This window comes from Vibrio sp. V30_P3S12P165 (assembly GCF_009904905.1).
GTDB lineage: Bacteria > Pseudomonadota > Gammaproteobacteria > Enterobacterales > Vibrionaceae > Vibrio > Vibrio fujianensis.
On record NZ_WXWH01000077.1, the window covers coordinates 105,798 to 128,568 of the forward strand.

The 22,771-nt window shown below is 43.9% G+C and carries 16 protein-coding genes, 2 tRNA genes and 1 pseudogene; 9 read left to right on the plus strand and 10 right to left on the minus strand.

All coding sequences use genetic code 11. The features are described 5' to 3' along the window. Nucleotides 1–62: 62 nt before the first annotated feature. Nucleotides 63–494, minus strand: coding sequence for a flagellar assembly lipoprotein FlgP (gene flgP / locus CAG57_RS15470; protein ID WP_099611589.1), 432 nt, complete (start codon nt 492–494; stop codon nt 63–65). 16 nt (nt 495–510) lie between these two features. After that, nucleotides 511–1,146 (minus strand): FlgO family outer membrane protein, encoded by a 636-nt coding sequence (locus CAG57_RS15475; RefSeq protein WP_161427183.1) that lies wholly within the window; start codon nt 1,144–1,146, stop codon nt 511–513. A gap of 160 nt (nt 1,147–1,306) precedes the next feature. Here CAG57_RS15475 and CAG57_RS15480 point away from each other — a divergent pair, with 160 nt between their 5' ends. The 3 genes from CAG57_RS15480 (at nt 1,307) to CAG57_RS15490 (ending at nt 3,235) form a co-directional block, all read left to right on the plus strand. Continuing rightward, entirely contained in the window at nt 1,307–2,440 is a 1,134-nt protein-coding gene (locus CAG57_RS15480) for a flagellar assembly protein FlgT (RefSeq protein ID WP_161427184.1), read from the plus strand. 54 nt (nt 2,441–2,494) lie between these two features. Continuing rightward, a tRNA-Arg gene (locus CAG57_RS15485) sits at nt 2,495–2,571 on the plus strand. Between the two features lie 157 nt (nt 2,572–2,728). Then, nucleotides 2,729–3,235: a Fe3+-citrate ABC transporter substrate-binding protein gene (locus CAG57_RS15490; protein ID WP_099611591.1), complete on the plus strand. Its 507-nt coding sequence runs from the start codon at nt 2,729–2,731 to the stop codon at nt 3,233–3,235. 109 nt (nt 3,236–3,344) lie between these two features. Here CAG57_RS15490 and gltX read toward each other — a convergent pair whose 3' ends face one another. Beyond that, a complete protein-coding gene (gltX, locus tag CAG57_RS15495; protein WP_161428255.1) occupies nt 3,345–4,769 on the minus strand; it encodes a glutamate--tRNA ligase in 1,425 nt (474 codons plus the stop codon). A gap of 656 nt (nt 4,770–5,425) precedes the next feature. Between gltX and CAG57_RS15500 the strand changes: the two are divergent. Continuing rightward, nucleotides 5,426–7,642 (plus strand): annotated as a pseudogene (locus CAG57_RS15500) (heavy metal translocating P-type ATPase); the annotation flags it as partial. A 135-nt stretch (nt 7,643–7,777) separates the two neighbouring features. On the opposite strand, the gene CAG57_RS15505 reads toward CAG57_RS15500, so the two are convergent. Together CAG57_RS15505 and CAG57_RS15510 are read right to left on the minus strand one after the other, a co-directional pair. Then, a complete protein-coding gene (locus tag CAG57_RS15505; protein WP_161428257.1) occupies nt 7,778–10,429 on the minus strand; it encodes a beta-N-acetylhexosaminidase in 2,652 nt (883 codons plus the stop codon). 825 nt (nt 10,430–11,254) lie between these two features. Further along, nucleotides 11,255–11,331, minus strand: a tRNA-Pro gene (locus tag CAG57_RS15510). 572 nt (nt 11,332–11,903) lie between these two features. Here CAG57_RS15510 and smrA point away from each other — a divergent pair. Next, complete coding sequence (gene smrA, locus CAG57_RS15515; protein WP_099611594.1) at nt 11,904–12,485, plus strand: DNA endonuclease SmrA; 582 nt, start codon at nt 11,904–11,906, stop codon at nt 12,483–12,485. Between the two features lie 88 nt (nt 12,486–12,573). Further along, nucleotides 12,574–13,548, plus strand: a complete 975-nt coding sequence (gene rluF, locus CAG57_RS15520) for a 23S rRNA pseudouridine(2604) synthase RluF (protein ID WP_099611595.1) — start codon at nt 12,574–12,576, stop codon at nt 13,546–13,548. A gap of 71 nt (nt 13,549–13,619) precedes the next feature. Here rluF and upp read toward each other — a convergent pair whose 3' ends face one another. Then, the gene (gene upp / locus CAG57_RS15525; protein WP_099611665.1) at nt 13,620–14,246 is read right to left on the minus strand and encodes a uracil phosphoribosyltransferase; all 627 of its coding nucleotides are present in this window, start codon (nt 14,244–14,246) and stop codon (nt 13,620–13,622) included. Nucleotides 14,247–14,411: 165 nt separating this feature from the next. Between upp and purM the strand changes: the two genes are divergently transcribed. Together purM and purN are read left to right on the plus strand one after the other, a co-directional pair. Further along, nucleotides 14,412–15,452: a phosphoribosylformylglycinamidine cyclo-ligase gene (gene purM, locus CAG57_RS15530; RefSeq protein ID WP_161427879.1), complete on the plus strand. Its 1,041-nt coding sequence runs from the start codon at nt 14,412–14,414 to the stop codon at nt 15,450–15,452. Nucleotides 15,453–15,455: 3 nt separating this feature from the next. After that, the gene (gene purN / locus CAG57_RS15535) at nt 15,456–16,094 is read left to right on the plus strand and encodes a phosphoribosylglycinamide formyltransferase (RefSeq protein ID WP_099611596.1); all 639 of its coding nucleotides are present in this window, start codon (nt 15,456–15,458) and stop codon (nt 16,092–16,094) included. 233 nt (nt 16,095–16,327) lie between these two features. Here the strand turns inward: purN and CAG57_RS15540 are convergent, their stop codons facing one another. Next, entirely contained in the window at nt 16,328–17,170 is an 843-nt protein-coding gene (locus CAG57_RS15540; RefSeq protein WP_099611597.1) for a class II glutamine amidotransferase, read from the minus strand. Nucleotides 17,171–17,241: 71 nt separating this feature from the next. Continuing rightward, on the minus strand, nt 17,242–17,817 hold the full coding sequence (gene lpcA, locus CAG57_RS15545; RefSeq protein ID WP_161427878.1) for a D-sedoheptulose 7-phosphate isomerase: 576 nt from the start codon (nt 17,815–17,817) through the stop codon (nt 17,242–17,244). A 298-nt stretch (nt 17,818–18,115) separates the two neighbouring features. On the opposite strand from lpcA, the gene fadE reads away from it, so the two are divergent. After that, a complete protein-coding gene (gene fadE / locus CAG57_RS15550; protein ID WP_161427877.1) occupies nt 18,116–20,560 on the plus strand; it encodes an acyl-CoA dehydrogenase FadE in 2,445 nt (814 codons plus the stop codon). A 205-nt stretch (nt 20,561–20,765) separates the two neighbouring features. Here the strand turns inward: fadE and CAG57_RS15555 are convergent, their stop codons facing one another. Continuing rightward, nucleotides 20,766–22,016 (minus strand): TIGR03503 family protein, encoded by a 1,251-nt coding sequence (locus CAG57_RS15555; RefSeq protein ID WP_161427876.1) that lies wholly within the window; start codon nt 22,014–22,016, stop codon nt 20,766–20,768. A gap of 8 nt (nt 22,017–22,024) precedes the next feature. Further along, nucleotides 22,025–22,765, minus strand: coding sequence for a DNA polymerase III subunit epsilon (gene dnaQ, locus CAG57_RS15560; RefSeq protein ID WP_099611600.1), 741 nt, complete (start codon nt 22,763–22,765; stop codon nt 22,025–22,027). Nucleotides 22,766–22,771 lie beyond the last annotated feature (6 nt).

Consider the following 22,771-nt stretch of genomic DNA (forward strand, 5'->3'; position numbering starts at 1 on the left):
CCAGCGGAAGATTAACCGCCGCCGGTGTTTTTATACGAAGAAAAAGAGAAGAGAGGGGAAAATTAAAACAGCGTTTGTTGACGCTTTTCTGGCACTTGTTGTACTTCACCATAACTACGTAATCGATCCATTTTACGAATATCCAATCGTAACTCCGTGACATAACTATCGCCGACTTTATAACTCCGTACCACTTCCGCCCCTCGAATCACACCATCAACGGCCCCCGAAGTCAGCTCAGTACCAAGACGCTGATCCTGTAGATCGGCTCTGCCAGAGATTCGCATACCATAAATTTGTTCCGCTAATTCACGGTACGCATCGATTTTAGAAGCCCTCATCGCTCTCACTTGTTTTTCTTCATCATCACGGCCTCGTTGTTCACTAATACTGGCGTAACCAACGGCAGTTAACCAATCATCGCTACGCATTGATTGCAGAGGCTGGCAACCAGACATTAATAGTGTAAGCAAAAGAAACCATCCTGCTTTCATTATTCTCTCCTAAGCCCTAAGGTCGCAAAATAATATTGTAAGGGCGAGTCATCGTTGGATCAGAGCGAATTAAAACCCCATCTTGCGTACGAATCGTATTTAATGTGTCTAAATCTCGTCCAATACGGTCTTCAGGTAAAAAACCTTGGGCGGTCGCAACCACAATGCGTGATTGCATACCAACGACTCGGGCATTAACGAGAACTCCCCCCTCTTGACGCAACATCGTTCCGGTCAATACGTATTGAATCTCTTGCTCTTGTGCTAGGTCTTTCCAATCACGACTAAAGGCGAAATCACCTTGGTGTGTCACTTGTATTGAACCCGTCGTTTTAAAGTCCACCACTTTAAAACCGCGACGCTGGAATTGATAAATTAGCCCTTCAGATACAGAATTACCCAGCCAGTTTGTCGTATCCATATTTTGTAAATCGACAAATGAAGTCACGGCAATTGGTGTCCGAGCCGTAACACTGGTATTGGACTGAACGAGATCTTCTGTCAAACTGTCAATAAAGTAATCCAACGTATGACGAGGGCTTTCCATGAGCATAAATTGTGAACCATTGTATGGCTCTTTGCCGTTATAAATGGGGGCATAGGCACAGGCAGTTAAAAAAACTACGGGCACTAAGGTCAGCCATTTTTTCATTCTCTTCATCTCCAGATAGACTAAGGCTAACGTCCCATTTGTTCCTATTGGCAAAACTGGAACGCTCTTTGCTTTTCTTTATTAGCTTTCGCTTCAGAAACGCATACCTACATCGGTTAATATTTGTAAAGCAAATTTTGTACCTAACTGGCAAATTATCATGAAAAAAAATATATATTCTTTCGTTTCAATTGTTTTTATGTACTTTTGGGTACCAAGCAGTCAAGCGGCCTGGTATGAAGTGACCGGCACCGCTACGGTTGTTTCTTCAGAAGAGACGGCAAGATTGCATGCTCTCGAAGATGCCATCTATAAAGCGGTCAACTTTGCTGGAGCTGATATTGGTAGCATTAGTGCATTAATGCCGCTATTGGAGACTGATCGTCAAGAATATTTATTTAATAACCATGAAATTCGGTATATTTCGATAGAAAGTCGAAAAGTTCGTCGTAATGTGATGAAAATTGTCGCCAGAATAGATATTTATCCATCGGCAAAGGCTTGCCATACAAACCAATATAAGAAAACCGTTCTAGTCGGTAATATTGATCTTGCCTCTCCACAACAAGCCGTTATGGGACAAATTTATCAGTTAGGTGACGATTTTGCCGATGTCCTTGATAGACAAATCTCGCAAGAAGCCCACAGTTTTATCTCGGTGGGAACCACAGATTATGACATTGACCCTCGTAATCCAACTCGAATAAAAATGATTGCACAAGATCTTGGCGCTCACTATATCATCGGGGGATCAATTACCGATCTAACCACCACCATTGAGCAAAAGTTATTGCGCGATGATGTCATCAACCGACAATTTGCTTTAGAACTACGAGTCTTTGATGGTAAGACGGGACACGAGATCACGAAAAAAAATTATCGCGAGGTTTCTAGCTGGCCATTTGCCAAAACCAGTAATACCGATACACGTAGTGCGCGCTTTTGGGCTTCGACCTACGGACAGATGCTACTAAGAGTGAGCCGTAATATCATGCTCGATCTAGAAGCCAATCTTTCTTGTAAAATAACTCTACCAGAGGTTGTTGCAAAATATGGCAATACCATCAGTATGGATTTAGGTCGAATTCATGGCGTACAAGAAGGTGATAAATTACAACTTTGGCATACGGGAGCTTTTATTGATCAAAATGGGCTTCCACGTAATAAAGTGACCCAAAGTGATATTACTTTAACCGTTACCCGAGTTTACGAAAAAGACGCTGAATTAACGGTCGATCAACCAGAACTGGCTTCTAGTATCCAAATTGGCGATGTAATGCACAAACAGTTATAAACACAACCAGAAAGCATGATCTCACCGGAATAATTGAGTAAGATACAACTCTTCGCTCCCGTGGCACAGCAGGATAGCGCGGCCCCCTCCTAAGGGGCAGGTCACAGGTTCGAATCCTGTCGGGAGCGCCATACTTACCAAATGGGTTAACCTATAACTGCGTTAACCCATTTTCGCACAATTCTGACACACTTCTGATGTACTATACTCTTATTGTTTTAGACTAATGTCTCTGTACCGATTACTATTGCCACTCAGTTATTAACAAAACACTCTATAGCGATAGGTATGAAAAAAAGTAACCTAGAAACGAATACTGGCCATCGCTTTATCTCAAAAGCGAAAACTGCTTACAAAATTCATATTCATACGCCCGATGATGCCGTTTTGCATCGGTCAGTCGGTTATATTCGTATCGGAGAAAAAAAAGGGTTAAAAAAAGCGATTAAGCTACGTAATGAGCTAGGTCGTGAAATGTGGGGAAAATTTTGGCGGCAAATTCTTAAAGATCCTTATTTAATGACTCGGCTTCCTCATAGCTTGGAACCAAAGATTATTTATAAGCCTCGCCCGACCAAAGAAAACCCTGATTATCGTGACGCTTGTTATATTGCCGCCTGGCGTAGTTACGATAACGCTGGGAACTGTGCATTTAAAAGCGTCGTTTGCTCCATTAAAAGGCACGGAAAACTAGCGGCCTATACAAAAACCAAAAAAGCATTACTAGATGCCCATAAAGACTATCTCGATATTCTTATCTATATGGGACGTTTAAATAGCATTGATTTAAAATAGACAAGCAATGCTACTGGTTACCAATAAAATAAAAAAGCTCACTAAAGTGGGCTTTTTTATTTCGAGAAAACCGTAGCCATCGCTACGGTTTCAATGAGGAAAAGCGAAATTATGCGTTCGCTTCGCGCTCAGTAATAAAAGCCAATGCCATTTGAATACGTTTCACTACACGCTCTTTACCGATCAAATGCATGACAGCATCAACCGAAGGTGATTGACCACCACCAGTCACCGCGACTCGCAGCGGCATCCCAATTTTGCCCATACCAATCTCTAACTCTTCACAAACCTCAGCAATCACTTGATGGAGCTTTTCAACACTCCACTCCGTTAGCGCTTCAATTTTGCTTAAAGCTAGCGCAAGCGGCTCTTTAGCAACGCCACGTAAATGTTTTTTCGCAGCATTAGCCTCAAATTCATTAAAGTCTTGATAGAAATAACGAGATTGTTCGGCAAGTTCAACTAAGGTATGGCAACGCTCGCCAACCAAACGAACGATGTCGGCTAAGGCTGGGCCTTGGTTTTTATCAATGCCTTGCTGAGTAAAGTGCCACTCAAGGTGCTTTGCCACATACTCAGGATCAGACGTTTTGATGTAGTGGTTATTTAGCCATAACAATTTATCGGTATTAAAGGCAGATGCGGATTTAGATATCGCATTTAAACTAAAAAGGTTGATCATCTCTTCGCGAGTAAAGATTTCTTGATCGCCATGCCCCCAACCTAAGCGCACAAGATAGTTGATTAAAGCTTCAGGGAGATAGCCTTCATCACGATACTGCATCACAGAAACCGCACCATGACGTTTAGACAATTTAGCCCCATCATCGCCTAAGATCATCGCACAATGGGCGAAAGTAGGAACCGTCGCCCCCATTGCTTTATAGATATTAATCTGACGAGGAGTATTATTGATATGATCTTCACCGCGAATCACGTGAGTAATGCCCATATCGACATCATCGACTACAACACAAAAGTTATAGGTTGGTGAACCGTCTGTCCGGCGAATGATTAAGTCATCGAGTTGATCATTACGAATTTCAATCCGGCCTCGTATTTGATCATCAAACACCACGCTACCATTTTTCGGGTTACGGAAACGAATCACGCAAGGATCGCCCTCTTTAGCCGCAGCATTCACAGCTTGAATTTTAGGGTGATTTGCATCATAGCGAGGCATTTCTTTATTCGCTTCTTGCTCTGCGCGAATTTCATCCAGCAGCTCTTTTGAGGCATAACATTTGTAGGCTTTGTCTTCTGCTAACAATTGGTCAACCACTTCGTTATAACGATCAAAGCGTTTGGTTTGGTAATAAGGCCCCTCATCCCACTCTAGACCAAGCCACGTCATTCCCTCAAGAATGGCATCAACCGCAGCCTGAGTTGAACGTTCTAAATCGGTATCTTCAATGCGTAGCACAAATTCACCACCTTGGCTTTTCGCATATAACCAAGAATAAAGAGCTGTACGCGCCCCGCCTACGTGTAGATAACCTGTTGGGCTAGGAGCAAAACGAGTTTTAACCGTCATTATTTATTACCTTTTTCTGAAACTTCAGCCGAATAGTTGGCATGAGCGAAATTTTGTGCGCCATTCTATCACTCCCATTGCATAGACCCAAGAAACTTCCAGAAACTCGCTTGACCTTACCGCTAGGTTAAGGTTTATCCTTACCTCAATATTTCGGAGGAATGACCATGAACCACTATGCTTTACCGTTATCTGGGCTGAATTGCATGGGATGTGCCCGTAAGCTTGAGCGTCAACTAGAGAGTGACTTTACGGTTCAAATCCATTCGCTATCGCCCACATTTATTGAATTGGATACAGAAGTTTCACTTGATAATGTCGTGGATAGCATTGAATCGTTAGGCTATCAAACCGCCCAACCTACACACTTTTACTTAGCTGGTCTTAACTGTGGTAAGTGCGTCAAGAAACTCACCACAGCGCTGAGCCAAGAGCCACGGATTGCTCGGTTGGATGTCACAAAGACCACGCTCAGCTTAGTCACGACACTCTCTAACGCAGAGGTTATCGACAAGGTGCAGCACGTTGGCTATCAGGCAAGCTTGCAATCCAAGGATAAGGGTACAGTGGAAGCCGAACTCAACTCGGCACAACAGGTATCACCACTCACCACATCGCATATTGAAGCTCAACCAGACATCAGTAAGGTCAGCGACCATTTACTGATTCAGGGGATGACTTGTGCCAGTTGTGTCGCTTCGGTGGAAAAGGCATTAATGTCTGTCTCCGGTGTCCAAAAAGCTCAAGTCAATTTAGCCGAGCAAAGCGCACTCGTCATCAGTGAGCACCCGCTTACCGAACAACTGTTAGCCGCAGTGAAACAAGCGGGTTATCAGGCTGAAGCTCTTGACGATCCCAATCAGCAACAAGCGAAACAGCAATTACAATTAGCCGCTTCGCAACGTGAGCATAAACGCAGCGCTATTCTGGGTTTACTGCTGGGTGCTCCACTGATGGCTTGGGGAGTCTTGGGTGGCAGCATGATGATTACAAGCAGCAAAGACCAAATTGGTTGGGGTATCGTTGGGCTTACCTGTCTCGCTCTGCTCGCCAGTGCCGGACGCAGCTTTTATGTCAATGCTTGGCAAGCCTTAACTCATCGCCGAGCCACCATGGATACTTTAGTCGCCTTAGGTACCGGCTCTGCTTGGTTTTACTCCATGTTAGTGGTGAGCTTTCCTCACTGGTTCCCGATGGCGGCGCGTCATGTTTACTTTGAAGCTTCTGCCATGATTATTGGGCTTATCTCTCTCGGTCACTATATTGAAGCCAAAGCAAAAGCCAGAACCACGCAATCACTGCAAGCATTAATCAATTTACAGCCACAACAAGCCACCCAAGTGACCGAAAACGGTGAGCGGATCATTGCGGTAGCAGACATCTCTCAAGGAATGACTTTACGTATCAAACCGGGAGAAAAAGCCCCAGTTGATGGTATGGTGTTAGAGGGGGACTCATACGTAGATGAAGCGATGCTGACCGGAGAGCCGCTGCCGGTTCATAAGCAAATCGGAGACTCGGTATCCGCAGGCACCATCAACCAAGACGGCAGCTTATTGATCCAAGCGACAGGTATTGGTTCACAAACCATGCTAGCTCGTATCATTCAAATGGTTCGCCAAGCACAAAGCAGTAAACCGGCCATTGCCAAATTAGCTGACCAAATTTCGGCAGTCTTTGTGCCGGTGGTGGTCGCCATTGCGCTCTTTTCTGCCGCCATGTGGTTTTGGTTCGGCCCGGACCCTAAAGCCAGTTATATGCTGGTGGTTGCCACCACTGTACTGATCATTGCTTGCCCGTGTGCGCTTGGTTTAGCCACTCCACTATCGGTGACCGTTGGCGTAGGTAAAGCCGCAGAAATGGGCATTTTGATTCGTGACGCTAACGTTTTACAATCGGCCAGTAACATTGATACGGTCGTCTTTGATAAAACCGGCACATTAACCCAAGGCAAACCGAGCGTACAAGAGTTGCTCTGCCTTGAAGGGGATGAATCCACCTTATTGAGCCTCGCCTTTGGACTAGAGCAACACTCCGAACATCCATTAGCTAAAGCAATTTGTGATTATGCCAAGCTGCAGCAAGTGAGTGCAGCCCCAATTGAGCAATTTGAAAATCAACGCGGTAAGGGGATAAAAGCCCAGTATCAAGGGGATGAGATAGTCATTGGCTCTTTACCTCACATGCACTCTCTCGCCGTTGATCTCACCATCGCGCAGCAAGCCATCGACACTTTTGCTAAACAAGCGTGGACACCGGTAGCCATTGCGCGCAATAATCGCTTAATCGGGTTGATTGCGATTGCCGATCCTATAAAAGGCAGCGCCATTAAAGCCGTTCGAGCACTCAACGAAATGGGTATTCATAGCGTTATGTTGACTGGTGACCAGCAAAGTGTTGCCGATGCGATAGCCAAACAGTTAGGCATTGCTCAAGTGATCGCTCAAGTGTTACCCGATCAAAAAGCTCAACATATTCAAGCATTGCAACAGCAAGGGCGGCATGTTGCGATGGTAGGTGACGGTATCAATGATGCGCCAGCGCTAGCACAAGCAGACATTGGAATAGCCATGGGTAGCGGCAGTGATGTCGCTATTGAAAGTGCGCAAATGACACTCTTAAACTCCTCACCACTAGCCGTGGTGAATGCCATTGAACTCTCTAAAGCCACGTTGAAAAATATGCGTCAAAACCTCTTTGGTGCCTTTATTTACAATACACTTGGCATTCCGATTGCCGCAGGGGTGCTTTATCCCACATTTGGTTTTTTACTGAGCCCCGTTGTTGCCGGAGCCGCCATGGCGCTTTCTTCTATTACTGTGGTGAGCAATGCCAATCGACTACGCTTAGTTAAAACCCGTTTTGATGATTAATTGGTGTAGGGTGATCACAAAGGTAGCTATCGAGTTGATGTTTTCCTAAGTTGTTAAGCCTTGGCTTAACATAAAAAAGCCTCTCACACGTGAGAGGCTTTTTTGATTGTGAAATGAACTCAATGTATCGAGTGATTATTCAATCATCGTAACACGACTTGCTCGTTGCCCACTGGCAGAGAGTGAACGAATCCACACTTTACCATTGACTTTAGGGGCATTCGCCGCATCAAAGTTCTGCCATTGCTCACCATCGAATGAATATTGCAACGTCACACCGGGGAACTGAACGTTCATGGCCAAATGTCCGTTCTTAATCACCGCTCCAGGAACAGGGAGGCGATAATCAATGCCTGCTTTTTCCAATTTTGCTAACTCACGTTGCCCAACCACATTGGCAAAGCGATTCCAGTCCGCCGTTAACGCTTTTTGGTTAACACGAGAGGTTTGCTGTGAGTATTCAACATCGACTCGGTAGCGATTCTCCCAACTGGCTTGGTGCCAAGCTCGCTCAGCGGCAGCCAATACGCGAGGAAAGACCATATATTCATATTGCTCATCATTGCGTACCGTTTCAGACCAAAGCTGGGCGGAGAGGCCATAGAATGGTTTCGCTTTCACTTCCCCTTTACCACTGAATCCATTGCCATCACGATCCAGTGAGGTTTCAGCATTTTGTGGTAAGTTCTCTGGTGCAAAACTAAACATCTTACGCGTATCGGTAGCACGTGTTGCCCAATAATAGCCCCGCTCTTTAGGGTCCGCTTCATAGGGCATATCCATATAAACATAGTCAGGGTTAGAAATGATTACATCATAACCTTTCTCTGCCCATTCATAAGCGGATGACGTTCCTCCCCAATACAAGACATCCCAGAAATTGACTCGCGTGCTTTGAGTGGCAAATGACTCCGGACTATCACTGTATTTCAATCCATCCTGCCAAGCTTGGAAGTGGGGAATTCCTTGTTGATTCACAAGCTTCGACACTTGTTCAGCAAAATGACTAGGTAAATGAGCAAAGTCACTCACTTCACCACTCGCGATCATTGCCTGACACTGTGGAGATTGAGCAAATGGTTTATCCTGCGCTGAAAGATCAATATTACCTTTCCAACTCACTTTATCGGTCTCATTAACATCTTGGAAACCGGCACCCAACTTAATATTTTTCGCTTCATCACCACCAAAGTGCCAAGTGGTTAACGGCATTCCCACTTGCTGGTGCATGGCAGCAATTTCACTGATCACTTTATCCACGAAGCGCGTCGATGAATCAAGGCAAGGGTTAATGAAACTTAAACGATCATAGAATTGCACTGTAGTTACATTTGAGGTGTCTTGTGGATCCAACAAACGGTACTCATTGGCTTCCGCTTCTTTCCCTGCTTGCATTAAACGCTGATAACGCGCTTCCATCGAAACAACAGCTGCACGTGCGTGAGCAGGCATATCGATTTCAGGAATCACTTCAATATGGCGCGCCTTCGCATATTGCAAAATCTCAATGTAGTCCTCTTTACTGAAATAACCCGAACCAAAATTATCGCTTGTTGGCCCAGAACCTAACTGCGGTAATAGACATTCTGTCTCGGTTAAATCAAAACAGCGTTGCCCACCAATATCCGTTAATTCAGGTAACCCTGGAATTTCGATTCTCCACCCTTCGTCATCAGTAAGGTGTAGATGCAACTTATTCATTTTATACGCAGCCATTTGATCTAATGTCGCTAAAATTGCTGATTTACTATGGAAGTTGCGAGCAACGTCAATCATGATGCCACGATAATCAAAACGAGGGGCATCTTGAATAAAGAGTTGCGGCAATGTGTCTGGCTGCTGGCTATCAATCAACCCCAAAATTGATTGTACGGCATAAAAAGCCCCTGCTTGGTCAAAGGCATGAATGACGATACCTTTATCATTAATGCGCAGTTGATAGGCTCCTGACTTAGCCAACGCTCCACTAAATGACTTTGGTGTCACAGCAATAGAAACCGGAAGTGAACCATTCACATTCAGGCCAACCATCATCGCTCGTGTTTGAATGGCAGCAAGTTGTGCCTCGTCAAAAGCCGCTTTGGGCAGTGCTAAACCCACCGAGATAGCTAAATTTCCATGACCTTTTTCCACTATCATGGGGGTCGGTAATAAGGAACTTGACACATCTTGCAAAGCGACATCAGCGTTTTTTTCAAAACGAGTCAACGCATTCGCAAAGACATTATTATCGCTAGGGGTACGTTTTAGATTATTTCCGGCTAGTCCACTTACAAAACTATCCACCTCCTCAGTATTGAGTGAAGTAATCACTTTGGGTTCTGCATTCGGTGCCGTGACAAAAGCACGAGGCATAAAGTCTGTTTCAAACAGCTGCCAATATTCACCAATCAGAGGAAGCGTAATGGTTTCTCCCTTAGCCAACCCCATAAATGATTCCGTAGGTTCCAGTTTATGCAAATCTCCTGTAATACGGGTCACTTTAAATTGATCACTGTCTACATCTAAAATCAAACGAATACTGTGGAAGTAAATGGCCCAATCTTTTGAATCAACCGCGTTACCTTGGTTTACCAAGGTCATATTCACTTTATTACAAGAAGCCCACTCAGCGCCCAATGCTTGGCATTCAAGTCCTTCATCCGCACCATGGTTGGTGAAAACGGTATAATGAATATCTAGGTTATCCGCGAGTGAATTAACTACAGATTGGTTTGATGAGTTCATCATTGAGCAACCAGCTATAGTTGCTATCACTGAAACGGCAATCACACTCTTGTTCAACATAATAAATACCTTACTTTTAGGTTGAAAATGGATGGGATGGTCATATCCCTTCTCCCTTCACATCTCACGACGACATCAGCCAATGGCTACACTTGATGACGTTCACCATAACGCGAGTTATTTCTAGGCGTAAAATTAATCAAACCATGAGGTGATCAAGTTCAAAATTTAGCATTTAAAATAAAAATAAAAACATTAATATCAAAAGGTTAACCAAAATGTCAAAATCGACATTTCTATTTTGACGAGATTAATTGGATCAAAATCACATAAATAAGGCCCATTTCAATCCTTGGTGTGAAAAAATTCATCTTTCGCCATGAATACCGCCAATCAAGTTCGAGAAGATAAACGCTAATTTGTGACAAACATCGAACATTTATCTTCGTCAAATTTGTTTAAACTCCGCTAAAGTAACGTTTTTGTCGCACATAAATACTTGAGTCTGTCAGTCACTCTCTAGAAACTTAAAAGCCTCAGTCTTTTGACTGAGGCCTAAAATAGTGGTCGGTGAAGAGCCTAATTTGAAATATCAGGCCAACCACCGACCCTATGTCAATCACTCTCTACAAACTTAAAAGCCTCAGTCTTTTGACTGAGGCCTAAAATAGTGGTCGGTGAAGAGCCTAATTTGAAATATCAGGCCAACCACCGACCCTATGTCAATCACTCTCTACAAACTTAAAAGCCTCAGTCTTTCGACTGAGGCCTAAAGTAGTGGTCGGTGAAGAGCCTAATTTGAAATATCAGGCCAACCACCGACCCTCTGTCAATCACTCTCTACAAACTTAAAAGCCTCAGTCTTTTGACTGAGGCCTAGAATAGTGGTCGGTGAAGAGGGATTCGAACCCCCGACCCTCTGGTCCCAAACCAGATGCGCTACCAAACTGCGCTATTCACCGACAAGTTTTTTTTAGAAAATCCGACAAGAGGGTCGCCCTCTGGTCCGCTATTCCTAAAACCGGAGATGCGCTACCAAACTGCGCTATTCACCGTTTACCAAGCGTATGGTACCCATTCTGTTTCGTTAAGCAAGTCCTTTTCTTCTTTTCTCTATCTTCCGTATGTAAGACAAACAAACACCAGCAAAATGTGATTAAATACACAGCAAAAGAAACACAATCACAACCTGTGGCATACAATTGATCCAGATCAGGGTTGAAAATTTAGTCATATTTTAACGTATTTTCGTCTTCAAAAACGTTGCCGATAATCTAGACATCTGACTTAAACGCTTATTGAGTCGTACAGTAAAGCGATTAGAGCCATTGGTCTAGTGCTGTTTCTCACAGCTTTTACCTCGACAATGTGATGAACGACAAATCTCCTCACTAGATCGCTTAGCACCTATAAACTGATGCTATGCACCGGAGTAGATCGCCTGTCTACTCCGTTTTTTTATTTTTTTCTTTGGTCATCTTCCTGTTTGAATCGGTATAATCATCTCATTGAATGACCCTTTTCAGGCACTATTATGTCTCATGATGATGATTTAGCCTTGTTTCAGCAAATGATGGGAGATGTAAAACCCCTCACCCATGACGTCGCTGAACTGAAAAAAGGCCATACGGTTACTGATGCGCAATTAGCAAAGCGTCAATCCGCGATCGCCCTTTCCGAACACAATCCCGATTATCTTTCGATCGATTCTGCTCCGATGCTAAAACCCGATGACGTAGTGGAATACAAAAAAGATGGGGTACAAGATGGTGTGTACAAAAAATTACGATTAGGTAAATACCCCATTCAGGCAAGGCTAGACTTACACCGTAAAACACTAAAACAAGCGCGGGACGAGGTCTGCCATTTTCTAGCCCAATGTATGAGGCTGGATATGCGAACGATCTTAATTATACATGGACGAGGAGAGCGCTCAACTCCGCCCGCAATGATCAAAAGCTTTGTCGCTCATTGGTTAACTCAAATTGATGAAGTGCAATGTGCTCATAGCGCACAACGTTTCCATGGCGGGACTGGGGCTGTCTATATCTTACTTCGAAAAAGTCGCCATCAAAAAAATGATAACCGAGAGCGCCACCAAAAACGACTTGGTTAACCGGTAATAACTGATAAAATACGACCCCTCACGTAGATAATATTATCATTTTGATTGACCACTCCGTTGCGAAACGTTAGGAGCCACCATGACACCCCATGAAAAACGCTTAAATAAATACATCAGTGAAACAGGATTTTGTTCACGCCGAGAAGCCGACAAATTAATAGAACAAGGCCGAGTCACCATTAATGGGGAAATTCCCCAGATGGGAACAAAAGTCACAGAGCAAGATACTGTCTGTATTGATGGCAATCCGGTCGGCTATAAAGAAAAACCCATCTACATTGCGTTAAATAAACCAACAGGGATTACTTGTACCACGGAACGAGATGTGCCCGGAAATATTGTTGATTTCATTGGCCACAGCAAACGTATCTTTCCTATTGGCCGTTTAGATAAACCCTCAGATGGATTAATCTTTTTAACCAATGATGGGGATATTGTGAATAAAATTCTCCGCGCAGGGAATAATCACGAAAAAGAGTATGTAGTGCGAGTCAACAAGCCGATCACCGAGCAGTTTATTCACCAGATGGCCAGCGGTGTGAATATTCTCGATACTGTGACGCTTCCTTGCAAAGTCACCCAAGAAACAAAATATGCCTTTCGCATTGTTCTCACTCAAGGCTTAAACCGGCAAATTCGTCGTATGTGTGAAGCGTTAGGGTATGAAGTATTTAAATTGCGCCGGGTGAGAATCATGAATATTACTTTAGAGGGTATTCCTAACGGACAATGGCGTTATTTAACAGAAGCTGAAGTCAATGAAATTTTAGCCATGTGTGAAGGATCAATCAGTACCGAAGAAGCATCTCGAACAGGCAGTAAAGGGCAAACTATCCCAAAAGCAACCAATGCCAAATTATTTGATAGCCGAACCACTAAGCCAGTTACACATCGAACCTTTAAAGGGCGAGATGCGCATGAACATCGTCATGGGCCTAATACGAAAAAAGGGCGTGAAAAATGTAAACCGCATCGTGATTCATCAACAACAAACAATAAAGGCACATCGAAAAATATCACCAGAAAAAGTGGCACACTGCGTCTAAATAAATAAGCTCGCTGAATGTTGAGAAGAGGAACCAATAGTGCCTCTTCTTTACAAGAATACTTTACAAGAATACGAAATTATTTCGTCCCGAAGATCTTATCCCCAGCATCCCCTAAACCAGGAACGATATAACCTTTGTCATTGAGTTTTTCATCAATAGCCGCCGTGTACAACTCAACATCAGGGTGTGCTTTGGCCAACGCTTCAATACCTTCAGGCGCAGAGACTAAAACCAAGACCTTAATTTGGTTGCATCCTTTCTCTTTAAGTAGATCAATCGTGGCAATCATAGAACCGCCGGTAGCAAGCATTGGGTCAACCACCATCGCAATGCGCTCTTCAATATTGGAAGCCAGTTTGTTGAAATAAGGTACTGGCTCTAATGTTTCTTCGTCTCGATAAACCCCCACCACACTAATACGAGCACTTGGAATATGTTCCAATACGCCATCCATCATTCCCAATCCAGCCCGTAAAATAGGCACTACGGTGACCTTCTTGCCTTTAATTTGATCCACTTCAACAGGACCGTTCCAGCCGTCAATAGTTACTTTTTCTGTTTCAAAGTCAGCAGTCGCTTCATAAGTAAGTAGGCTCCCAACTTCGGTGGCTAACTCACGAAAACGTTTCGTGCTGATATCACCTTCTCGCATCAGACCAATTTTATGTTTTACTAGAGGGTGTTTTACTTCAACAACTTTCATTTCCATCTCCGGCATAATTTAAATAAACTTTCAGATTATACACTCATTTATTGCGGTTTTCCGACCTAAAATCTTGATAAAAATCTGACGCAAACGTTTTCCTTTTTGGTTTAAGCCTGTAGAATAGTCTCGTTTTCATATCCAACTAGATCGAGGACTTTCCCCGTGAGCGGTAACAACACTTCTCTTAGCTACAAAGATGCTGGCGTAGACATCGATGCAGGCAATGCGCTTGTTGAACGAATAAAAGGAGCAGTCAAACGCACTCGTCGCCCTGAGGTCATGGGCGGTATTGGTGGTTTTGGTGCCCTATGTGAACTGCCAACTAAGTATAAACAGCCCGTTCTCGTTTCAGGAACCGACGGAGTTGGAACCAAATTACGACTGGCTTTGGATATGAAAAAGCATGACACGATTGGGATTGATTTAGTCGCCATGTGTGTCAATGACTTAATTGTACAAGGTGCAGAGCCACTCTTTTTCCTGGATTATTATGCCACGGGAAAATTAGACGTAGAGACAGCAGCAGATGTCGTTTCTGGTATTGCTGATGGTTGTGTTCAAGCGGGCTGCGCTCTGATTGGGGGCGAAACCGCAGAAATGCCTGGAATGTATGAAGGCGAAGACTACGATGTAGCTGGCTTTTGTGTCGGAGTAGTAGAAAAAGAAAACATCATCGACGGTAGAAAAGTGGCTGCAGGAGATGCATTGATCGCCGTCGGTTCAAGTGGTCCGCACTCAAATGGTTACTCTCTGGTTCGTAAAATTCTGGAAGTGTCCGGTGCCGATAAAAACGAAATGCTGGAAGGTAAAGCGATCGGCGAACACCTGTTAGAACCGACTAAAATCTATATTAAATCAGGATTAAAACTGATTGCTGAACACGATATTCACGCCATTTCGCACATTACTGGTGGTGGTTTCTGGGAAAACATCCCTCGCGTATTACCTGAAGGAGCAAAAGCAGTGATTGATGGCAACAGTTGGCAATGGCCTGCCATTTTCACTTGGCTACAACAAAAAGGAAATGTGACAACACGCGAAATGTATCGCACCTTCAACTGTGGTGTCGGACTAATTATTGCCCTACCAAAGAATCAAGCACAAGCAGCGGTCGAGCTGTTACAACACCAAGGCGAAAACGCATGGATTATCGGTGAAATAGCCTCGGCACAAGCGAATGAAGAGCAAGTAGAGATCAAATAATTGATGAAAAGTATTGTTGTTTTAGTTTCAGGAAATGGAACCAATTTACAAGCGATCATTGATGCCTGTGAAGCCAGTAAACATGGTGGCAAAGTAACGGCTGTTTTTTCAAACAAAGCAACAGCATATGCTTTAGAACGGGCCAAAAAGGCAGGTGCAGCAGCACATTTTGTGGATCCAAACGCTTATGAGACTCGTGATGCTTTTGATGACGCATTAATGCAGTATATCGATCAATACACACCAGACTTGATCGTTTTAGCTGGCTATATGCGTATTCTCAGCAGTGATTTTGTTCGCCACTACTTAGGGCGCATGATTAATATTCACCCATCACTGTTACCTAAGTATCCAGGCCTTAATACCTATCAAAGAGCCATTCATGCTGGAGATGAAGAACATGGCACAAGCGTCCACTTTGTGACAGAACAATTGGATGGTGGGCCTGTTATTCTTCAAGCAAAAGTGCCCATTTTTGACGAGGATACCGTTGAAACACTAACGGCAAAGGTACAAGCTCAAGAATATCGTATCTATCCGTTAGTGGTGCAATGGTTTGTGGAAGAGCGTTTAGCTATGAAGCAAGGCAAAGCCTTTTTAGATGGAAAACCTTTGGGGATCCATGGTTATGCCGACCAATAATAGGATGTATACCCAAACAACTGAGAGTTGCAGTTTGGCGGCAACGTGACAAATTTGAACAGCCGTAGGCTGGCCTTTGGTGAGTGCCACGGATGGCTCTCATCATCCCCATAAGCATATACAGGCGATGCGATTGGGGTGAGCAAACGTAGCCCCTGCAGCTTCAAGTAGGAAGGAGATAGTATTAATCACATAAAAAGGGTTGCTTACGGCTACCCTTTTTATGTGATTAATTAAAGCTCAGCTTGAGGAGCTTGATTACCCGGCTTTGGCGCAGCAAAAGCCACCGCTTTCAATTGCTCAACATTGGTTGCAATTCGCTCACCTAAATAAAACAAATTAAACTCGCCCGGCTTCATTCGCTGCCAAGTTTCATTGCCGGTTAATGGCTGAGTCGCAATCACCGACACCACATCATTGGGGGTGGTTTCTTCTTGGAAATTCACTTCCACATCCTCATCAATCAATGCAGCATGACCAAATGGGGCTCGACGAGTGATCCAATAGAGGTGATTGGTGCAGTAGCTCATCACGTAATCGCCATCAGAAAGCAGCATATTGAATACCCCTTTATTACGTAGCTCATCACAAAGCTCGCTGACGTAGTAAAAAACATCCTGCATATTGTGAGGGATCTCTGGATAACGCTGCTCTAGCCTATCGAGTAACCAACAAAAAGCCGCTTCACTATCTGTTTGCCCGACCGGACGGTGGCGACCTTGAGTAAGTCTTTGGTAATCCACAAGTTGTCCATTATGGGCAAACGTCCAATACCGCCCCCATAGTTCACGCGTAAAAGGGTGCGTATTTTCTAAGCTCACCCCACCACGATTCGCTTGACGAATATGACTGATCACGGCACAGCTTTTGATCGGATAATTTTGCACTAGTTGAGCAATTTGTGACTGGCAACTGGGTGCTGGATCTTTAAAGGTTCGAAAACCTCGTCCTTCATAAAAAGTAATGCCCCAACCATCTCGGTGGGGCCCTGTTTTACCTCCCCGCTGCATCAGGCCGGTAAAACTAAAACAAATATCGGTTGGCACATTGGCGCTCATACCAAGTAATTCACACATGGTTTAAACAACTCCTTCTTTAAACCACTTAACTAACCGTGGGCCAACTTAAACGGTTAACCCACCATGGTTTATGCCATCTCTTTTTCAATTAATTGGATGATAATGTGGATAATTTTAATGTGGACTTCTTGAATACGGTCAGCATAGCCAAAATGAGGCACACGAATTTCAATATCCGCTAATCCTGCCATTTTGCCCCCCTCTTTTCCGGTCAAGGCAATGGTTTTCATCCCTTTTGCTTGAGCGGCTTCAATCGCTTTTAAAATATTTCCTGAGTTACCCGAGGTTGAAAGGCCGAAGAGAACGTCACCTTGACGCCCGACGGCTTCGACATAACGTGAAAATACATAATCGTAGCCAAAGTCATTACTAACACAAGAAAGATGGCTGGGATCAGAAATAGCAATTCCCGGATAACCTGGGCGATTTTCACGGTAGCGCCCGGTTAATTCTTCTGCAAAATGCATCGCGTCACAGTGCGAACCACCGTTGCCACAAGAAAGAACTTTACCTCCTTGCTTAAAAGAATCGGCTATCATTTTTGCTGCGGCTTCAATGTTAGCAATATTCTGCTCATCGGCTAAAAATGTATTCAGTACTTCAGCCGCTTCCGTCAGTTCACGTTTAATCAAATCCTGGTACATAGGTTTCATCTCTTCATTATTCTGCTGGCAAGAAAGTTTTCTTACAAGAAAACTTACATGTTGCTGAGTTTACCCAAACGATTCCCTCTGTCGATAGTCGTAGCAGCACAAATTGATTAATTGGCCTGACTTTTTGTCGATAAAATTGGCGTACACAGCACATTTTTGTATTTTCTTTTCATCCAGATCACTTTTTAGCCAATATTACATTTTACATCTCGTTAAACTTTTGATTACAATCGACTGGTTAGACCACTTTAACATCAGATGCCACCTTGTCTGGATAAGGAAAATTGTTATGGAAATCTTGATCTCTATGTTGGCTTTTTTGCTGGTGCTAAGCACATGCTTATACCATCGAACCTCACTCTTTACCGCGTTAGCTTTTTTAACCTTAACAATGCTAACGCTATCAATCACCGGTCAGGCTGGATTTTTTGCTTGGGCTTTCTACCTTGCGGCCATCGTGGTGTTTATCGTTCCCTCAGTACGGCAAAATCTAATCAGCAGTAAAGCACTGACGATGTTTAAAAAAGTGCTTCCCGCTATGTCACAAACAGAAAAAGAGGCCTTGGATGCTGGCACCGTCTGGTGGGAAGCTGAACTTTTTAAAGGTAAACCTGATTGGCAGCAACTCAAGAGCATAAAAGCGCCAACCTTAACCGCAGAAGAACAAGCATTTCTAGATGGCCCGGTCAACCAAGTCTGTGCCATGGTTAATGACTACCAAGTCACTCATGAACTGGCCGATTTACCGCCAGAAGTATGGCAATTCCTCAAAGATCATAAATTTTTTGCCATGATTATTAAGAAAAAATATGGCGGCTTAGAATTTTCAGCCTACGCTCAATCGTTGGTATTACAGAAATTAACAGGGGTTTCCGGTGTTCTTTCATCCACCGTTGGCGTTCCAAATTCATTAGGGCCTGGTGAATTACTGCAACATTATGGCACTCAAGAGCAACAAAATTATTATTTACCACGTTTAGCCGAAGGAAAAGAAATCCCTTGTTTTGCTTTAACCAGCCCAGAAGCGGGATCAGACGCAGGGTCTATCCCTGATTTTGGAATTGTCTGTAGAGGTGAGTGGGAAGGAAAGGAAGTGCTGGGAATGCGCCTCACATGGAACAAACGCTATATCACCCTCGCTCCGGTTGCCACAGTATTAGGCTTGGCCTTTAAACTGCAAGATCCCGACGGCCTATTAGGAAATTCGCCCGACATCGGCATCACTTGCGCTTTGATTCCAACCGACTTAGCTGGGGTAGAAATTGGTCATCGTCATTTTCCACTCAATGTTCCTTTTCAAAATGGTCCAACCCGAGCTAATGATCTTTTTGTTCCTTTAGATTTTATTATTGGCGGCCCCAAAATGGCAGGGCAAGGTTGGCGCATGTTGGTGGAATGCCTCTCCGTTGGTCGAGGAATCACCTTACCATCAAACTCAACAGGCGGGATTAAAACCGCAGCTCTAGCAACCGGAGCTTATGCTCGAATTCGCCGTCAATTTAAGCAACCGATCGGCCAAATGGAAGGCATCGAAGAGCCTCTAGCCCGTTTAGCGGGTAATGCTTATGTCATGGATGCAGCCAGCAATTTAACGGTCGCTGCGATAGACTTAGGTGAAAAGCCATCGGTTATTTCAGCCATTGTTAAGTATCATTGCACCCACCGTGGGCAACGCGCCATTATCGATGCCATGGACATCGTCGGTGGTAAAGGTATCTGTTTAGGGCCAGCTAACTTCTTAGCCAGAGGTTACCAAGGAGCTCCCATTGCCATCACCGTTGAAGGCGCAAATATCCTCACTCGCTCAATGATTATCTTTGGCCAAGGTGCGATTCGTTGTCATCCTTACGTTCTTAGTGAAATGGCCGCAGCTCACTCTGACCACCCTGCTGCACTTGAGCAGTTTGATCAAGCATTAGCTGGCCATATTAGCTTTACCTTGAGTAATTTTGTACGCAGCATTTGGTTTGGTCTCACCGATGGTTACGGCTCATCCTCACCCACTAAAGATGCCACCCAACGTTACTATCAGAAACTCAACCGTTACAGTGCAAATCTTGCTTTGTTAGCAGATATTTCTATGGCAACGCTTGGGGGCTCACTTAAACGAAAAGAGCGCTTATCCGCCCGACTCGGTGATATCCTCAGTCAGCTTTATTTAAGCTCTGCAACGCTTAAACGTTTTGAAAATGATGGCAGCCCTAAGGAGGACTTACCTTTAGTCCATTGGGGATTACAAGACAGTTTAAGGCAAACAGAAGTGGCGATTGATGAATTTCTTGCAAACTTCCCAAACCCGGTGCTGGGAAAACTATTACGAGTGCTGCTCATGCCATTTGGCCGAGTGCGAAAAGCGCCTAACGATAAGCTTGATAGCCAGGTGGCGCAAATTATTCAAACACCGAGTGCAACCCGTTCTCGCTTAGGTCGTTACCAATATTTAGCAGCAACAGAACATAACCCGGTAGGGAAAATAGAACAAGCACTCAATGTTATACTGCAAGCTGAACCTATCTTCACGAAATTATGCCAGGCACTCGGTCAACGCCATCCATTTACTCGTTTGGATGAATTAGCCACTGTCGGCCTTGAGAAAAAAATCTTAACGGAACAGGAAGCGCAATTATTGACGGAGGCTGAAACTCATCGCCTATATACCATCAATGTCGATGACTTTTCTCCACAAGCACTGGCAGCGAACAAACCACATCCAAAACTGGAAGAGGTCGCCTAGTATTTAACTTAAGAGAATTTTCATCGCCGTCAGGTGAGAAAGTAAAAGGAGGCTAAGCCTTCTTTTACTTTTTTTACAACCAAACCACTTGAAGTTTCAGATCGCAAGCAAATAGATACAGCTGCAGCGTAGAACATGCAACACGATTGGAGCAACTAGCCATACAGCAGCTTGAGATAAACAAGATAGCCCGTTTAAATAAAGGCTATTTTTTAGGAACCTTGAGCTGTAATTCTGGCGTTGCCGCAGCTTTGGCTTGTAATTTACGGCGAATAAACCAACCACCCAACGCCAATAGAATCACAAAAACATTCCCTAACACAATGTAAATCAGTGCCTTTTGTCGTGATTTTTCGCGCATCTGAATCACTAATTTTTCTTGCTGTAATCGACGTAAATTCTCCAAATCCGCTTCTTGCATTCGGCGGGTTTTATCAAGATCGATCTCACTCACCACACTGTAACGATGCTCTTTAATAGGGAAGACCAGTGGTCTTTGGGTGGCGAGATCGGTCGCGTATACCAAACCATGCCAAGAAAAATGACCAAACTCACCACTATTCGGAATTGAAAAGGTCAGATTTAACGCTTTATCATCAGCTTGAGCTTGGGTGATAAATGATGCAGGAAGTGCTCCTTTATGTTCCACTTGGCCCGTTAAAGATCCAGGCTGAATCATGCCGCCTTCGCCACTAAAGATCACTTGATGTGGCTGATTGTCTGCTCGCGACTGAATAAAAGTTGTCGTTATCGGCGAAGGATAAACTAATACCTCTTGCTCTTGAGCGCGTAGAAACACTCCATTGCCAGAGGTGATCCGTACACGATATTTATCTGGCTCTAATGAGATCGGTAGCGCAACGGTAAAAACACCATCGCCCGCTTTTTCATCAAGCCCTCGACCATCATCAGCAAAGAGACCGACTTCAATCGGTAAAGGTTGGGCCTCTTTTTCTAGCTCCTGCTCATTTTCAATATACTTAGTAAAAGTAACCGTTAAGTTCACTCGATCAAGAAAATCTCTCAATAATAAAGGCTGACCATCCGAAACCAATCGAGCGGTAAACTTAATTTCCTCACCTTGATATAAGCGAGAAGGTAAAGGATCGCTTAACATCTGTAAGTGGGAAATGAGCCTTATATTATTTTTGGGAGAAACCTTACCTATTGCTTGCCAAGGGCCCGGCATCGGATTATCAATCGATATAATATCCATCGAAGGCTCTTCATACCAGCGAACGTAATCTGGATGACGTCCCGCATAATATTTTGTGCCATCGGGCCTTACTAGCACAACCGGCTGAGAATTCTTTTCTCGATAAATAACAAAGGTAATTTGTGAAATGGTAGAATCGACGCGAAAGCGATTGTCCAATAATGACATCGTTGACTCATTACTTGCTAATGCATTAAACCCAATTAGCCACCCCAATATCGCTATTCCTATCCGCCACATAATTTCTCCTACTGACGCCAGAGGCAAACACCGCTTTTTTCTACCACATCCAAACGTTCTTGGTGTGCCTGTAATTCATCGGCCGATGCACGTAAAACTTTGAGTTTTTTACGCTCTGAACTGACACGTTTGATGCTATTACTACCTTGTTCACCGTTTTGGCTACCGGCTGAAAATTGTAAAGAGGTTTGCCCCCCTGTCATAAGTAGATAAACATCGGCCAAAATCTCAGCATCGAGTAATGCGCCGTGTAAAGTTCGATGAGAGTTATCTATGCCATACCGCTCACACAATATATCTAAGTTATTGCGTTTACCCGGGAAGATTTTCTTCGCCATGGCGAGCGTATCGGTGATTTTACAATATTGCTCCGTTTTACCAATCGAAGCATTTAATTTACTAAATTCATAATCCATAAAGCCCACGTCAAAGGGAGCATTATGGGCAACTAACTCAGCGCCTTTGATAAAATCCAAAAATTCTTCATGCACCTCTTTATATTCTGGCTTATCCACTAGAAATTCATCGGTAATCCCGTGAACTTCAATGGCTTGAGGCTGAATGTCTCGGTCCGGCTTTAAGTAGACATGAAAATGTCGCCCAGTCAGTTTTCGATTGATGATTTCCACCGCACCGATTTCAATAATTCGATGCCCTTCATAATGAGGGCCACCTTCAAAGTTCATACCCGTGGTTTCTGTATCTAAAACCACAATACGACCGTAATTAGAATTGTTGCTAGTATTCATAAGGAT

Coding starts and splice junctions, on each gene's coding strand:
- flgP (WP_099611589.1), bottom strand. CDS start 494: ATGAAAGCAGGATGGTTTCTTTTGCTTACACTATTAATGTCTGGTTGC.
- CAG57_RS15475 (WP_161427183.1), bottom strand. CDS start 1,146: ATGAAAAAATGGCTGACCTTAGTGCCCGTAGTTTTTTTAACTGCCTGT.
- CAG57_RS15480 (WP_161427184.1), top strand. CDS start 1,307: ATGAAAAAAAATATATATTCTTTCGTTTCAATTGTTTTTATGTACTTT.
- CAG57_RS15490 (WP_099611591.1), top strand. CDS start 2,729: ATGAAAAAAAGTAACCTAGAAACGAATACTGGCCATCGCTTTATCTCA.
- gltX (WP_161428255.1), bottom strand. CDS start 4,769: ATGACGGTTAAAACTCGTTTTGCTCCTAGCCCAACAGGTTATCTACAC.
- CAG57_RS15505 (WP_161428257.1), bottom strand. CDS start 10,429: ATGTTGAACAAGAGTGTGATTGCCGTTTCAGTGATAGCAACTATAGCT.
- smrA (WP_099611594.1), top strand. CDS start 11,904: ATGTCTCATGATGATGATTTAGCCTTGTTTCAGCAAATGATGGGAGAT.
- rluF (WP_099611595.1), top strand. CDS start 12,574: ATGACACCCCATGAAAAACGCTTAAATAAATACATCAGTGAAACAGGA.
- upp (WP_099611665.1), bottom strand. CDS start 14,246: ATGAAAGTTGTTGAAGTAAAACACCCTCTAGTAAAACATAAAATTGGT.
- purN (WP_099611596.1), top strand. CDS start 15,456: ATGAAAAGTATTGTTGTTTTAGTTTCAGGAAATGGAACCAATTTACAA.
- CAG57_RS15540 (WP_099611597.1), bottom strand. CDS start 17,170: ATGTGTGAATTACTTGGTATGAGCGCCAATGTGCCAACCGATATTTGT.
- lpcA (WP_161427878.1), bottom strand. CDS start 17,817: ATGTACCAGGATTTGATTAAACGTGAACTGACGGAAGCGGCTGAAGTA.
- fadE (WP_161427877.1), top strand. CDS start 18,116: ATGGAAATCTTGATCTCTATGTTGGCTTTTTTGCTGGTGCTAAGCACA.
- CAG57_RS15555 (WP_161427876.1), bottom strand. CDS start 22,016: ATGTGGCGGATAGGAATAGCGATATTGGGGTGGCTAATTGGGTTTAAT.
- dnaQ (WP_099611600.1), bottom strand. CDS start 22,765: ATGAATACTAGCAACAATTCTAATTACGGTCGTATTGTGGTTTTAGAT.